The sequence below is a fragment of the Levilactobacillus sp. HBUAS70063 genome (assembly GCF_038374745.1).
Taxonomy (GTDB): Bacteria; Bacillota; Bacilli; order Lactobacillales; family Lactobacillaceae; genus Levilactobacillus.
In genome coordinates, this window is record NZ_JBANSM010000006.1 from 51,067 (window position 1) to 65,825 (window position 14,759).

Below are 14,759 nucleotides of genomic sequence, written 5' to 3' on the forward strand. Positions count from 1 at the left end.
GCTGGTCTTGACCTTTTTTATTTACGCAACATCAATCAAAAAAGGCTTAACCCACACCGGATTAAGCCCTCACATCTAAGCTTCATTCAAGATCACTTCGTAAACGCGTGCCAATCGCGCCGACTCCCGTTAAACACCGACTTGGCAACGGCCAGGTCCTGACCATTTTGGGTAATCGTCCCGTCGGCATCGTACTCGATCAGCTTGACCTGTTGGGTATGCCCCGACAGCTTCCCCCCCGCCGTCCAATAATCCTGCTGGGGTAAGACGGGCTTCACAAACTGGGTCAGAACGGACTGGCTAGCAAAGATCACCACGCCCTGATGGTAATGCTGATTCAACAGCCGCACCAAGCGCTTGAGCTTCTGTCCCTGCGTCGCCATGTCCGAGTTGCTACTATTGTATTTCCCATAATAACTCACGGCCACCATGATTGGTAAGGTTCCCGAATTGCGTTTGACCGTCCGTCTGAAATGCCGATATTGGCGTTGCGCGGACGTTGTAAAACTAAAGGTATGGGCCACCCCAATCTGGATATCCGCCCCCTGGGACCGCGAATAATTATCGCTAAAATCATCATCGGTATAGGTCGCTCCCGAGGTGGCCTGGAGGTACGCGAAGGTCTCGTGCTTGGCCAACTGCTGAAAGTCCAGGTAGCCACTATCCTGATTAATCGTGACTCCGCGCACCGGGTAACTGGCCACTTGGGCGCGCTGATGGGCATTCCACTGGAACCAGCCCCAGCCACCACCAACGAGCAGCACCAGCACGGCCACGATGAGGAGCCACCGCCGATGACGGTGCCGGCGCCGAAACGTATTATCATATATGGGTTGATAGTCGCGCCGTTTCACCGTTAATCACCGTTCTCCTTACGTGGATTTGCCTGCTTGACCCAAAATAGGCGGCACCCCGATCTAAGGGGGTTGCCGTCTATTATACCATGACTCTTATGAATCGTAGCGGGTCTGTTCAATAACATCTCTGACCCGGGTTAAGACTGGTTTAGTACGTGAAGAACTGCGCAAGACGGTCATCATAAAAAGACTGTCGAGGATCGTCATCTGTGAAATCAACGAGTACATCCCCTCCGACCGATACTTGACCTCATCCGTTAAGGACAGGAAAGTGACGGCCGCGGCCTGCGCCAACTCGGACCCACTGTAGCTGGTGATCACGATGATCGCCACGCCATTGCGTTTTAATTCACGAACAATTTCTAACGTCTCGTGGTTCCGACCCGAATGGGAAATCACAATCGCGCAGTCTTGGGCCGTCATCCGGGCCGCCTGCATCAATTGAATATCGTAGTCGGGATGGTAGGTCACGTTCAACGGCGTCCGCAAGAACTTATGGTAGCCGTCCAACGCCGCCACCGCCGAACCTCCTAAGCCAAAGAAGGCCACCGTCTTGGCGTTAATAATTTTAATCACGGCCCGCGCAAGGTCGTCCTCATTCAGCGCTTCATTAGTCGCCCGCAAGGAATTTATCGAAAAACGAAAGGTCTTGTTCGCAATCGTGGCGAGCGAATCACCCTCGGCCAATTCCGGGAAGCTATTTTGTTGCGGCGTCATCTCGGCTGCGGTGTGAGCCAGAGCCATCGTGAATTCCCGATAGTTAGCATAGTCCATCCGCTTGACGAAACGAGAGATGGTCGCGGTCGAGACACCCGTAGCACTGGCCAATTCCTTAATCGTCATTTCACTGACCACGGCTGGGTTATCCAAGGCCAGCTGGGCCACCTTTTTCTCCGTCCGAGACAACTGATCATACGTCCCCCGAATCTTTCCAATGGTTGAGCGTGCGATAGTCGCCGCCCCCTTCCAACAATTTTTAAAAGATTACCTTTTGTAAACATTTTACAACATTTCGCTTGAAAAGTGAAACTTCTTTTCATATAATAGGCGAGACGGAAATTTTACATTCGTGCCGCGAATTGGTGACTTGACCGCCTTTTTTTGGCCGGTTGAAGACGGGAGCGTTGCGTTCTGACCGTCAATGCGTTATCGTTCAAAGCAGGATGATTTTTTTCATTTAATAACTTGGCACCACGAAAGGAAGAGCACTATGGATTACATGATTGGGGTCGACATTGGGACGACCAGTGTTAAAACCGTTCTCTACGATACTGCGGGCAAGATGCAGGGCTACTCAAACAACCTGTACCCTCTCTACCAGGACGTCCCAGATATGGCCGAAGAAGATCCAGAAGAAATCTTTTCTGCGATTCTCGATGGGTTGACGACCGTTTTACGGAAGGCCGACTTGAAGAATGGCGACCTACACGGCGTCTCCTTCTCCGCAGCAATGCACAGCCTGATTCTGTTAGACGAGAACCACAAGCCGCTGACGCGCGCCATCACCTGGGCGGATAACCGGGCCGTTAAATACGCGGATGAACTGCGTGAAAACGGTGTCGGCAAGCAACTTTACGAAAAGACCGGGACCCCGATTCATCCTATGACCCCACTGAGCAAGCTGATCTGGTTACGCCACGAAAAGACTGACCTGTTCAAGCAAGCACGTTGGTTCGTGGGCATCAAGGAATACGTCATCTACAAGTTATTTGGCGTCTTACAAGAAGACTACTCCATCGCTAACGCCACGGGACTCTTCAACATCTTCAACATGGACTGGGACGACCAAGCCTTGGAAGTTGCCGGGATTACCCGCGACCAACTGCCAAAGCTAGTCGACACCACCGACCAAGTCACGGGCATGAAGGCCGACTATGCCGGCGTCATCGGCATGGACCCCCAGACGCCATTTGTCATGGGGGCCTCCGATGGTCCGCTGGCCAACTTGGGCGTTAACGCCATTGACCCCGGTGTCGTAGCCGTTACCATCGGAACTTCCGGTGCCGTGCGGGTCGTCACCGACAAGCCAAAGATTGATCCTAAGGGACGGGTCTTCTGTTACTACCTATCCAAGGATCACTGGGTCGTTGGTGGACCAGTCAACAACGGGGGAATCGTCTTCCGTTGGGTCCGTGACCAACTCTTTGCCCCAGAAAAGATCACCGCTGAACAGATGCACGTGGATTCCTACGACCTCTTGACGGAAATCGCCGAAAAGATTCCGGCCGGTTCCGATGGCCTGATCTTCCACCCCTTCTTGGGCGGCGAACGGGCCCCAATCTGGGACGCCAACGCGCGCGGTTCCTTCTTCGGTCTGACCCGGACCCACTCCCGGGCACACATGGTTCGGGCCGCACTGGAAGGGATTGTCTACAACCTCTACACGGTGATGTTGGCCCTCGAAGAAGTCGTCGGCAAGCCTTCCAGCATTCAAGCAACGGGTGGTTTCGCCCGGTCCGCTCTCTGGCGGCAAATGCTCGCTGACATCTTTGAACAAGACGTCACGATCCCAGAAAGTCCTGAAGGAACGGCCTTAGGTGCCGCCACCCTAGGGATGTACGCCTTAGGCATGGTTGACGACCTTCACGTGGTCAAGAACTTCATCGGCGTGGCGAACGTCCACCACCCGAACCCCGAGACTTTCAGTGCTTACCGGGCCTTGGTTCCCATCTACATTCGCCTGAGTCGGCAATTGCAGTCCGAATACAAGAACATTGCGGAATACCAACGGACACATGTTAATGTTTCCAAAGAGAAATAAGTTAGCCCCTTAAGTTTTCAGAAAGTAAGCTAACAAATTAATAAATTTATGAAACGTTATGGTGGCTTTTTCTAGACGGATTGGGTACAATAATGTTTGCTTACAGTGAGAAGCCGATGCTGATGCATCGGCTTTTCAAAATTCTAAAAATGAAAGGGCTTACCTTATGGAACTTATAGCTTTAGTCATCGGGGTCATTTTTTTATTGGTTTTGATCATCAAGTTTAAAATCAATACTTTCGTCTCCCTGATCTTAACCTCCGTCCTCACCGCGATTCTACTGGGGATGGATCTTACCAAAATTGCCACGACCGTTGAGGCTGGAATTGGGAGCCAATTGGGCGAACTCTCTCTGGTCTTTGGATTTGGTGCCATGCTGGGTCGGTTAGTTGCCGACGCCGGTGGGGCCTACGTTATTGCGACCACATTAATCGATAAATTCGGGAAGAAACGCCTGCAAATGGCCATCATGCTCGCTTCATTTATTCTGGGCATCGCGCTCTTCTTCGAAGTTGGGATGGTTCTGCTGATCCCAATCGTCTTTGCCATTGCTATTGAGGCTGACGTGCCCATTCTTTACTTGGGGATTTCCATGGCAGCCGCACTGTCCGTCACCCACGGCTTTCTGCCCCCTCACCCGGCACCCGTGGCCATCGCGGCGATTTTAAATGCCAATGATGGGAAGGTCCTGTTGTTCGGGTTAGTCGTCGCGATTCCGTGTGCGATCGTCGCCGGGCCCATGTTTACCAAGCTGGCCCAGCGGTACGCGCCGGCCGCCTTCGAGCGTAAGGGTAATCTGTCGTCTCTGGGTGAAGTTAAAACGTTCAAGCCGTCCGAATCACCAAGCTTCGGTCTGTCCGTTCTGACGTCGCTATTCCCCGTTATTCTGATGGCCATCACGACCATCTACAAGATGACGGTCGATGGCGGTGCAACGCCGACCAAGAATGCTTCGATGCTCGACCAGATCGTGGCCCTGATTGGGGACCCGGCCATCGCCATGCTGATCTCGCTGATGGTGGCGATGTTCACCATGGGCTGGGGCCGGAAGCGTAAGACCTCCGAGATCATGGCCTCGATTGAAAACGCCGTGAAGTCCATTGCCATGCTGCTCCTGGTTATCGGGGGTGGTGGCGCCTTCAAGCAAGTCCTGATCGATGGGGGTGTCGGTAAGGAAGTCGCCAAGATCTTCATCGACTCCAACATGTCCCCACTGATTCTGGGATGGTTGGTCGCCGTGGTTCTGCGGGTGGCCCTCGGGTCCGCGACCGTGGCTGCCTTGACCGCCGCCGGGATAGTGGCGCCACTGATGGCCCAAGCCGGCGTGGACCCCGCCTTGATGGTGCTCGCCATTGGGGCCGGGTCGCTGGCCGCCTCTCACGTGAACGATGCCGGGTTCTGGATGTTCCGAGAATACTTCGATTTGACCGTGAAACAAACGCTGAGTATCTGGACCGTGTTGGAAACCGTGATTTCCGTCGTGGGGCTGTTGATTGTCCTGCTACTGAACATGGCCTTCCACTAGTCCCCCCAGCACACTAGAAAAAATAATCGCATAGGCTCACATCTATATTCGAAAATAGTTGGTAACTAGTATGATTAAGTTGCCAACTATTTTTATTTTCGTCCAAACCGGCATGACACGATTTAATTAATTTTAAGGCCCCGTATCGACGGAAAATCGGTCGTAATCGGCCTTATAAATTAATTCATGGGGTGACATAGATTGCTAAATCGACCATAACCTGGCATACGACCCTTACCCCCTTTCCACGCAGATTGAAAGTCCGCCGTTGTTGCGCTCCCGCCCCCTCACGTGACTGGTCTTAGCCCTGACCATCGCCGACCGCTAGCGACGTCACCCCCATCCTTGACCGCTTGACAATTTCTCCTAAGACGCCAATCAGCCTCGCTCCTACCGGCACGTTCAGCCCTTAGCATCGCCCGGTCACCCTCGACTCCCCAAAATTCTCTGCCCAAAACCCGTACGAATCAACGGGTTCCGTGCTATAATGGTTAAATCTAAGCATTTGAGAGAAAAAGGAGTCTTTACTTTGGCAAAGGAGTTACGCCGTGAAATCGGCACGTTTACCGCCCTCGCCACCGTCATGGGAACCGTTATTGGTGGTGGGGTCTTCTTCAAAACCGCTAGCGTGGTGGCCGCCAACCACTCCGCTAACATGACCCTGGTCGCCTGGGTCTTGGGTGGCTTCCTGACCATCTGTGCCGGTCTGACCAGCGCAGAACTCGCTGCGGCCATCCCCCGCACCGGGGGCGCCATGCGCTACCTCGAGTACACCTATGGCAAACCCGTGGGCTTCCTCATGGGTTGGGCCCAGATGCTGGTCTATTACCCGGCTAATATCGCCGCGCTGTCCATCATCTTCGGCGTTCAATTCGTGAATTTATTCCACCTCGATAACGCATGGAAATTACCCATCGCCATTATCTGTGGTCTAAGCATTACCGGACTCAACTTCCTTGGCGCCCGGGTCGGTGGGCGCGTTCAGTCGATCGCCTTAATCTTTAAGCTGATTCCCATCGCCGTCATCGTGGTCTTCGGGCTCTTCGCCCCGGCACACACGACCATTCAGTTCTGGCCCATCGCAACCGGTGACCACCTGAGTTTCGGTAGCGCCTTCGCCTCCAGCCTACTGGCAACCATGTTTGCCTACGACGGCTGGATTAACATCGGAAATATCGCCGGTGAGATGAAGCACCCGGAACGAGACCTCCCTCGCGCTATTGTCTTAGGCCTGGCCCTGATCACGGTGGTCTACACCCTGATTAACCTGGTCTTCTTGCGGACGCTCCCCATCGACCTAATCGCCGGTAACCAAAACGCCGCGGCCGATGCGGCCATGAAACTCTTTGGTCAGTTCGGTGGTAAGCTGGTAACCATTGGGATTCTTATCTCCGTCTACGGTGCCATCAACGGCTATACCATGACCGGGATGCGGGTGCCTTACGCGTTGGCCACCGAGGATAGCCTCCCCCTGTCTAAATACTTCGGCCGACTGTCTCGGCGAACCTACGTGCCGTATTTCGCCGGCATCGTCCAGTTCGTGATTGCCCTGATCATGATGCTCATGGGCAGTTTCGACATTCTGACCGACATGTTGGTCTTCGTCATGTGGCTGTTCAACTGCCTCATCTTCATCGCCATCTTCGTCCTGCGAAAACGTGAACCGGAATTGGTCCGGCCTTACAAGGTTCCTGGCTTTCCACTGGTGCCCCTTATCGCGCTGGTCGGCGGAATCTTCATCGTCGTCACCACCCTGGTCACAGAGATCGGCTTAGCCGTCACAGGATTGGCCCTAACGCTGGTAGGTTTACCGATTTACTTTATCCATCAACGGCGGCGTCAGAACCGCACGAACTAAAGCATTGCCAAGGTCGTCAGCCGGATAGTCCGGCTGGCGGCCTTTTGGTTATCATGAGGGCCGAGCTTCATGACGCCACTATTAGCCACTATTAGCCGCGTATAGCCGTTTGGACTATCACTACTCAACTTCTCATCCGGTCGCCGGCGGCTTCTCGTGGCGCCGAAAGCGCTGGCCTTGGGTGGTGCCCAATTCAACGCGTAAAAAAAGCCAGTCGGCAGAGAGACCGACTGGCTAAAGTTAACTGATAGATTTAGTGTTCTTGAACCTCTTCGGGGTGTTTCTTTTCGAAACGGTGTTCTAAGAAGAAGTATAACGTGATCAACGCGTAGCAAATCGTTGGGACCACGAAGGAGAACTGCATGGAACCGGAAGCGTCGGATACCAATCCTTGGATGGCTGGGATAATCGCCCCACCAATCAAGGCCATCACGATGATTGCCCCACCGGTTTCGGTGTAACGCTTTTCCTCGATGGCATCCAACGTGTGGGTGTAAATCGTTGGCCATTCTGGACCGAAGAAGAAGCTGGTCAGGATCGCCGTGTAAACGGCAATCATGTTCGGAATCGTGAAGGTAACCACGAGGGCTAACGTCCCTAACAGGGAGAACCACGTCAAGACCCCGGTGATGGAGAACTTACTCATGAAGACGTTAGCGACCAACTTACCCACGAACCAAGCAATGTAGCTGTAGATCATGAAGGTTGAAGCGGCACTATCGGTAATCTGATGGTTCAAGTTCAGCGCCAACCGAATCGTGAAGGACCATACCGTCGTCTGTAAACCGGCGTAGAAGAATTGGGTTAAAACACCCTTCATGTAACGCTTGTTGTGGGACAGGTATTTGATGGTTTCGCCTAAGCTTGGACGATCTTCAACGGCTTCATCGGAACCTTCAACCGTCTTCGTTGCCTTGGCACGTGGCATTGGGGATAAGGCGAAGATGATGAACATCACAATCAGCACAATCAAGATGTACTTGTATGGCCGTAACGTCAGTTGTAACATCTTTTCCCCGTAAGCCAACCGGGCAGCGCCATGCATGGTGGACATCTTGTTAGCCAAGTTGTCCACGGAACCGAAGATCAGGTACTTCCCTAAGACGATCCCCATGATGTCACCGAGGGGCACCAAGGTTTGTGAGAAGTTTAACCGCATCGTTGCGTTGGCTTTCGGCCCCAACATGGAGCTGTAAGTATCACAGGACGTTTCCAGGAAGCTCAAGCCAATCGCAATCGCGAAGATAGCGACCAGGAACATACTGTAGGTTGCCAGGTGAGAAGCTGGGAAGAATAACCCACAACCCACGATGTAGAAAATCAGCCCGGTCATAATAGCAAATTTATAACTGTTCTTTTTGATGATTAATGAGGCTGGAATGGCAATTAAGAAGTAACCCCCGTAGAAGGCACTTTGAACGAAAGCCGTTGCGGCATCGTTTAACATGAAAACCGTCTTGAACTGGGTGATTAAAATATCGTTTAAACTAGCGGCGGTCCCCCACAGTGGGAAGATCAGAGACACTAGGATAAATTGGAAAAGCGGGGTTTTGCTCAGATAGCCATCGGCCAACTGGGTCCAACCGTGCTTCGATTCAACTGCTTGCATGGTAAAGACTCCTTTATTGTGAATTTAAGTAAAACGTTTTATGAAGACTAAAATTAACCTTAGAACGTGACGCCGGATTCCAAGATGATGTTGGAGAATGGTGTCATTTCCCCCGTCCGGACGAAGGCGTGGGTTTGAGCCAGATCCTTTTTCAATTGACTGTGTGGCATGTATTCAATTTCCACGTTAGGCATAAGTTCCTTGATGGCTGCCAATTGTTCCGGGTTTTCCGTCTTGATTTCTTCGGCCAGGTAAATCTTTTGCACTTCGAGTTCGGCCAAGATGTTCTTCAAGACGTCTTGGAAACTAGGCAATTGCTTGGTTAAGGCCAAATCAATCTTCTTGGTCCCCATCGGCACTGGCATCCCAGCATCACCGATACTCAACCAATCCATGTGGCCCATGCCGGCAATTACCGTAGATAATTCGGAATTAATAACGGTCGTCTTTTTCATCAGATATTTCTCCTTTTAAACTAAATTGATCACTGGTACACGTGCAATCCTTTTCAGCCGGTCGGCAAATGACGAGCGCAACCCGTTGCATTTGACGAATTAGTTGACTAGAAATCGTATGTAAACCGTTTTACGTTAAGCGACATCGTTTACATTATCATAAAACTAAAAGGCTTTCAAGAACTTTTTATAATTTGTGAAGTTGTTCATTTTCAGAAAGCGCAACAAAAAAGCGCCCACGAAACCAACGTGGACGCGCGCTAAAGCCGTCATGACTATCAGTCAGGCGATGAAAACTTTTTTCAAGGTCTAACCATTTCTTTGCTTTTTAATTACCAATTTTTTTATTGCGCCTGACCGTAATCTAGCGGTGCGGGTAAATCTGGCAGGTCGGGAAAGAGTCGCCGCAAGAGTGCTTCCGGCACCTTCCCTTGGGTATCCCGCTCTTGGAGGACTTGGGTAATGCCATCGAAAGTAAACATGAACATATCCTCCCCGTCCTCGTCTCTGACCTGGTAGAACTTGATACCCAGTTGTAAAGCCGTCAGAATCAGCCGCTGGGTGGCCTCACTCAGCCGCGGCAACTGCGGCAACAGCTGGGGCGCCGAGATGCGATCGTGATACCACCGCCGCGCCACCTTTTGGCCGTACTTCATCAGACTGCCCTGCTCGATATGCGCCAGCAACTTGGCTGCCGGGGTCAGCTCCGGATGCATCAAGACTTCTTCCAAATCGTCGATAGCCCCCCACTGCTCGTTGTGCGCCTGCAGGTGGTCGGCCATGGCGCGCATCTCACGGAAGACGCGCTGCCCATCGGCCTGAAATTGCGTGGGCTGTAAGGGATTTTCCAGGGCAACCGTCTGATTGCGCTGGCGTCCGGTAGCCAGGAGTTCTCGCGTCCGGTCGGCCGGCAACGGCTGGGTCATCAGATAAATCATAAAAATCTTCAAAAAGTACAACGCGTGGCGGCTAATCCCGTTGCGGGCCAGCGGCGTGTTGTCGAAGTCCCGCAACTCCAGGTAGCGAATTCCTCCGGTCAGGAAGTCCTTGGCGTTGGCCTGGCCCTTGAGCCGCACCGGTCCATAGAATTCGTGGGCCGAGAAATACGTTCCGGCGTCGATCTTCTGCTGGAGTTGCTCGAGGTGCCGGGTCAGTGACGTGTAGGTGACCTGTTCTTCCGGTCGGTTCACGAAGCCAAAGCGACTGTTGCGAATGCTGCGGACCGGCGTTTTAAGCTCGGCGGGCAGGGGGTCAAAGAAGCCCTTTTCAGCAATGGGACTGGCCCCAAAGAGATAGGTCAGTAGCCACTGGTAGCGCACGAAGTTCTGGGCAATCCGGAAGTACAGCGCGTTTTTAAACGCCACAATCGTGTCGAATTCCGTGGTGTAATGGCTGAATAGCCGGTGGATCACCGGATCGGGAATGCTGTAGTTCACGTGGACGCCGGTCAGACAGCCGTGCTGCAACCCGTATTTCTTCACCAAATACTCCCGGTACGGCTTAATCGCCGGTCGGTCAAAATGGTCGGCGATAAACTGCAGGTCCGTGTCGTCCATGACCGGGGGCATGCTCAACGGCCAGATGCGGTCGTCCCCCTCCAGCGTCCGGTAAGCGACCGTCTGCAAGGTGTCGAGTTGGTCGAGCGTCCCGCCAATGTTGGGATTGGGGTCGGTAATGACCTCCAATTGGCTTTCCGTAAAGTCCGTTTGAAAGTACGGATGGAAGGTCCGCGACCCAAATTTACTGGGGTGCGGTCGGCGACTCAACCGGCCGTGCTGGTCAATGCGTTGCTCTTCAATCTCCAAGCCCACGAGGCTGTGATACAACTGTTCTGATAAATTTTCTTCTTGAATAACCGCTAATAAATTGTCCAGCATGGCGGTAACATCCCCTGTCGTTCGAATGGTTTGTCTATTACCCTAAAGTTTAAACAAAAATCCCCCGCCTGTCACTGATATTGTTCGCATTCCACCGAATAAACCAAAACTTGTTAAATTCAGCAAACTTTACGCGGTAGACTCGCCATTCCAACCATCAAATTCTCGCCGGCGAACCCACTCTTCTACCTGCAAAGTATTCTTTCGATTACTTTTTCTTCCTATTAACTACTATTATGTTAAAACGATTCTCGTCAATTTTCTGCAACAAAATCCATCGTTTTAACATTAGTAATAAGTAGAGGGGCCGTGTCCTGCTCTCGCAAAATCACAAAAGAGCCCAGGACGTGTCCCAGACTCTTCCAAAATCGTGTGTGGTTTTCGTTGATAATCGACGAGTCGTCAGATCCGTGCCCGTTTGCCCAACCTTTGTCAGCCGCCGGTCAGCGAATTCATGGTGTTCAGCCGAGAATTCGTTCGCTGACCGGGGGGGATTGGGTGACGCGGGGCGTAGCTGGCAACCTGGCCGAAACGTGTTCACCAAGGCAGAAGCCTGCGCTTAACCCCATTCGGGAAATAATCCAAACCCGGGATTTTTCCCCGAATGACGTTAATGCTCAGCTTCTAACCGCCTCGCTTCACACTCTTTTCCTATCTCACCGTCTCGTGAATCAGCGTAAATGGTTCCGCCGAATCGCTGATTTCGATGTTGGCGTATAACAGGTCCTTGATATCGTCGACATTTTCGCGGTCGCTGTAGATCGTCAAGAGTGGTTCGCCGGCTTCCACTTGGTCGCCGACCTTCTTGTTCATCATGATCCCCACGGCGTAATCCAGCTTGTCGTCGGCCTTTTGCCGGCCACCGCCGAGTAGCATGCTAGCGACACCCATTTCATCAGCTTCAACCCGACTGACAACCCCACTGGTCTTGGCTGGCAGTGGAATCTTGTACTTGGCCTGTGGCATGATTTCTGGATGGTCAATCACACGCCGGTCGCCGCCCTGGGCTTCCACCATGTCGCCGAACTTCTTCAATGCCGAGCCGTCTTCGATGGTCCGTTCACACATCTTCCGGGCTTCGGCCATGCTGTCGGTCTTGCCGGACATGACCACCATGTAAGAGCCTAAGGTCAGCACCAGATCGGTGATGTCGGCCGGGGCTTGACCCTTCAACAGGTCAATGGATTCCTTGATTTCCAAGGCGTTCCCAATGGCGTTCCCCAGCGGTTGGTTCATGTCGGAAATGATGGCCATGCAGTTCATGCCGACCCCTTTACCGATACCCACTAAGGCCTTCGCCAATTCACGGGAGTCGTCCAACGTCTTCATGAAGGCCCCGGACCCGGTCTTAACGTCGATGACCAACGCATCCGTGCCGGAGGCAATCTTCTTACTCATGATGGAACTGGCAATCAACGGAATCGAATCCACCGTGTCGGTCACGTCCCGCAGCGCATAGATCTTCTTATCCGCCGGCGCAATGTTCCCGGTAGCACCCACGATGGCCAGGCCCTGGTTCTGAACCTGCTTGATAAAGTCGGCTTCACTGATTTCAACTTGGTAGCCTGGAATCGCTTCCAATTTATCCAAGGTGCCACCCGTGTGTCCAAGCCCCCGGCCAGAAATCATCGGTACCGGAATACCTAACGCCGCAACGATTGGTGCCAGCGGAATACTGGTCTTGTCACCCACCCCACCGGTCGAGTGCTTGTCCACCTTGAGGCCATCAATGCTGGACAGATCCAAGTGATCCCCAGACTTCATCATGGCCATCGTCAGTTCGGAACGTTCGGCATCGGTCATATCCTTGAAGTAAGTTGCCATTAAAAAGGCACTGGTTTGGTAATCAGGAATCTCACCGGAAACGACGCCGTCCACGAAAGTTTGAATTTCTTCCTTGGTCAGTTCGCCACCGTTACGTTTCTTATCAATAATATCAACCATTCTCATGTTTCAGCCACTCCATTTCTAATTGGATGCGTTTACCGCGACTTGACTGCCGGGGTAACCTTCAGTAGTTGTGCTGCTGCGTGCTGATCAATAATTAAGCAATTTGGGTAACCACCCAGTAAGGCCGCGCGGACCGCCGGCACCTTAGCGTCACCGGCCGCCACCAGAATCGAATGTTCCTTTTGACGGAGGTTCTCCAGGTCAATGCCAATCGTGCGCTGATTTAACTTGGGATCGACGACTTCACCATTTTCGTCGATGTACCGGGAGAAGATATCCCCCACAGCGTGAGCCTGCAAAAAATCTTTCTCCTGATCCTGCAGGTACCCCAGCTGAAAGACGAGCGCCGAACTCCGCACCGTTCCGACGGAGTAAATCGCAATGTTGGCCTTGCGTCCCAACTCGAGGAGATATTGAATGTGCCGTTCCGCTTCCACCAATTCCTTAGTTTGTTGGTGGTCAAAGATCACGGGTAACGGTAAGTATTGGGGCACGGCGTGAAAGGCGTTGGCAAAGGCGTCAATGCTTTCATACGCGTACGTGTGCTCCGTGGAATAACTCACACTCCCCTTGAGTTGAATCACCTCGACGCCGGTTAGCGTGTCTGGTTGTAAATTCGATCCGATGGCATAGATGGTCTTCCCCCAACCGATCCCGATAATGTCGTGTTCGGTCACGATTTCCTCGAGATAGTGTGCCGCGTACTGACCGACCGTGTTGAGCAGCTCACTGGCGGCAGTTAATTGGGTCGGGACCACGTGAACCGTCACGTGGTAGGCACGCGTCAGGGCCTGTTCCAACGTCTGAACGTCTTCAACCGGGTCCACAATCTGAATCCGGACCAAGCCCTGCTCTCTGGCAAACTGAAGCAACCGTGATACGGTTGGGCGAGAAATGCCGAGTTGGTGGGCAATCTGACTTTGACTCTGATCGGATTGGTAATACATTTTCGCAACGGCTAAGCTCTGCGATAGCCGCTGATCTGTGGTCTCCGCCATGGGTTTGCCCTCCTGACTAAACGTTGCGCGCCCGGTAGTCCACCTGGCGAAAACTGGCAGGACCGCATGTCATGAACTGGTCACCAGTCAATCGTCATGTGTCCCTACCAGTTTCGCAACGCTTTAACTTTTATTCTGGTCACGCTTGAACTGTGACTTATTCCGCAATGGCGGCTTCCAAAGCCACCTTAATCATGTCCCCAAAGGACGTCTCGCGTTCTTCGGGACTCGTTGATTCACCGGTCACCAAGTGATTGCTGATGGTCAGCACGGAAAGCGCCTTGACGTGGTACTTCGCCGCGATTAGGAATAGGGCTGCCGATTCCATTTCCGTGGCGATAACCCCGTAGTCCACCAGTTTTTGCCGATCCATTTCATCATTGTAGAAGCGATCCTCGGCCAAGATGTTTCCCACCTTCACCGGAATCTTCAGGTCCTTGGCCGCATGATAGGCCGCGTCCAGCAAGCCGAAGTCACTCAACGTCGCGTAGTAGATGCCGCCGCCAAACGTGTTGTGAATGATGGCCGAATCGGTCGTCGACCCCTGGGCCAGCACCACGTCACGCACGTGAACATCGGGGCTCATTCCGCCGGCAGTCCCCACCCGAAACAGCTTCTTGGCGCCGTATTCGTTAATCAACTCGTGCGCGTAGATGGAGATAGAGGGAATTCCCATCCCCGTTCCTTGAACGGAGATGCGATGACCCTTGTAAGTTCCCGTGTAGCCAAAGGCGTTGCGGACCTTGTTGTAACATACCGGATTTTCCAGGAATGTTTCCGCAATGTACTTGGCCCGCAATGGATCTCCAGGCATTAAGACCGTGTCGGCGATATCACCCATTTTTGCTTCCAAATGGTTACTCATGATG

General features: G+C 52.7%; 11 protein-coding genes. 3 read left to right on the forward strand and 8 right to left on the reverse strand.

Annotation, left to right across the window (positions count from 1 at the left end; translation table 11 throughout):
- Positions 1–92 precede the first annotated feature (92 nt).
- Together V8I28_RS09815 and V8I28_RS09820 are read right to left on the reverse strand one after the other, a co-directional pair.
- Positions 93–854, reverse strand: a complete 762-nt coding sequence (locus V8I28_RS09815; protein WP_341779946.1) for a GH25 family lysozyme — start codon at positions 852–854, stop codon at positions 93–95.
- A 96-nt stretch (positions 855–950) separates the two neighbouring features.
- Positions 951–1,763, reverse strand: coding sequence for a MurR/RpiR family transcriptional regulator (locus V8I28_RS09820; protein WP_341779947.1), 813 nt, complete (start codon positions 1,761–1,763; stop codon positions 951–953).
- 304 nt (positions 1,764–2,067) lie between these two features.
- Here V8I28_RS09820 and gntK point away from each other — a divergent pair, with 304 nt between their 5' ends.
- The 3 genes from gntK (at position 2,068) to V8I28_RS09835 (ending at position 7,001) form a co-directional block, all read left to right on the forward strand.
- Positions 2,068–3,618: a gluconokinase gene (gntK, locus tag V8I28_RS09825; RefSeq protein WP_341779948.1), complete on the forward strand. Its 1,551-nt coding sequence runs from the start codon at positions 2,068–2,070 to the stop codon at positions 3,616–3,618.
- 166 nt (positions 3,619–3,784) lie between these two features.
- Positions 3,785–5,143: a gluconate:H+ symporter gene (locus V8I28_RS09830; RefSeq protein WP_341779949.1), complete on the forward strand. Its 1,359-nt coding sequence runs from the start codon at positions 3,785–3,787 to the stop codon at positions 5,141–5,143.
- A 583-nt stretch (positions 5,144–5,726) separates the two neighbouring features.
- Positions 5,727–7,001 carry an APC family permease gene (locus V8I28_RS09835; RefSeq protein ID WP_445928207.1) on the forward strand — a complete coding sequence of 425 codons (1,275 nt, stop codon included), beginning with the start codon at positions 5,727–5,729 and terminating at the stop codon, positions 6,999–7,001.
- Between the two features lie 253 nt (positions 7,002–7,254).
- Here the strand turns inward: V8I28_RS09835 and fucP are convergent, their stop codons facing one another.
- The 6 genes from fucP to deoD form a co-directional block, all read right to left on the reverse strand.
- A complete protein-coding gene (gene fucP / locus V8I28_RS09840; protein WP_341779951.1) occupies positions 7,255–8,610 on the reverse strand; it encodes an L-fucose:H+ symporter permease in 1,356 nt (451 codons plus the stop codon).
- Positions 8,611–8,669: 59 nt separating this feature from the next.
- Positions 8,670–9,065, reverse strand: a complete 396-nt coding sequence (gene rbsD, locus V8I28_RS09845) for a D-ribose pyranase (protein WP_341779952.1) — start codon at positions 9,063–9,065, stop codon at positions 8,670–8,672.
- Positions 9,066–9,409: 344 nt separating this feature from the next.
- Entirely contained in the window at positions 9,410–10,942 is a 1,533-nt protein-coding gene (locus V8I28_RS09850; RefSeq protein WP_341779953.1) for a gamma-glutamylcysteine synthetase, read from the reverse strand.
- Positions 10,943–11,593: 651 nt separating this feature from the next.
- Positions 11,594–12,892: a pyrimidine-nucleoside phosphorylase gene (locus V8I28_RS09855; protein ID WP_341779954.1), complete on the reverse strand. Its 1,299-nt coding sequence runs from the start codon at positions 12,890–12,892 to the stop codon at positions 11,594–11,596.
- Between the two features lie 32 nt (positions 12,893–12,924).
- Positions 12,925–13,890, reverse strand: coding sequence for a sugar-binding transcriptional regulator (locus V8I28_RS09860; protein WP_341779955.1), 966 nt, complete (start codon positions 13,888–13,890; stop codon positions 12,925–12,927).
- 157 nt (positions 13,891–14,047) lie between these two features.
- A complete protein-coding gene (deoD, locus tag V8I28_RS09865) occupies positions 14,048–14,755 on the reverse strand; it encodes a purine-nucleoside phosphorylase (RefSeq protein ID WP_341779956.1) in 708 nt (235 codons plus the stop codon).
- Positions 14,756–14,759 lie beyond the last annotated feature (4 nt).

Excerpts from the sequence above, each read along its gene's own strand:
- V8I28_RS09860 (WP_341779955.1), bottom strand. The coding sequence starts at position 13,890 with ATGGCGGAGACCACAGATCAGCGGCTATCGCAGAGCTTAGCCGTTGCG.
- gntK (WP_341779948.1), top strand. The coding sequence starts at position 2,068 with ATGGATTACATGATTGGGGTCGACATTGGGACGACCAGTGTTAAAACC.
- fucP (WP_341779951.1), bottom strand. The coding sequence starts at position 8,610 with ATGCAAGCAGTTGAATCGAAGCACGGTTGGACCCAGTTGGCCGATGGC.
- V8I28_RS09850 (WP_341779953.1), bottom strand. The coding sequence starts at position 10,942 with ATGCTGGACAATTTATTAGCGGTTATTCAAGAAGAAAATTTATCAGAA.
- V8I28_RS09855 (WP_341779954.1), bottom strand. The coding sequence starts at position 12,892 with ATGAGAATGGTTGATATTATTGATAAGAAACGTAACGGTGGCGAACTG.
- rbsD (WP_341779952.1), bottom strand. The coding sequence starts at position 9,065 with ATGAAAAAGACGACCGTTATTAATTCCGAATTATCTACGGTAATTGCC.
- V8I28_RS09835 (WP_445928207.1), top strand. The coding sequence starts at position 5,727 with ATGGGAACCGTTATTGGTGGTGGGGTCTTCTTCAAAACCGCTAGCGTG.
- V8I28_RS09830 (WP_341779949.1), top strand. The coding sequence starts at position 3,785 with ATGGAACTTATAGCTTTAGTCATCGGGGTCATTTTTTTATTGGTTTTG.
- deoD (WP_341779956.1), bottom strand. The coding sequence starts at position 14,755 with ATGAGTAACCATTTGGAAGCAAAAATGGGTGATATCGCCGACACGGTC.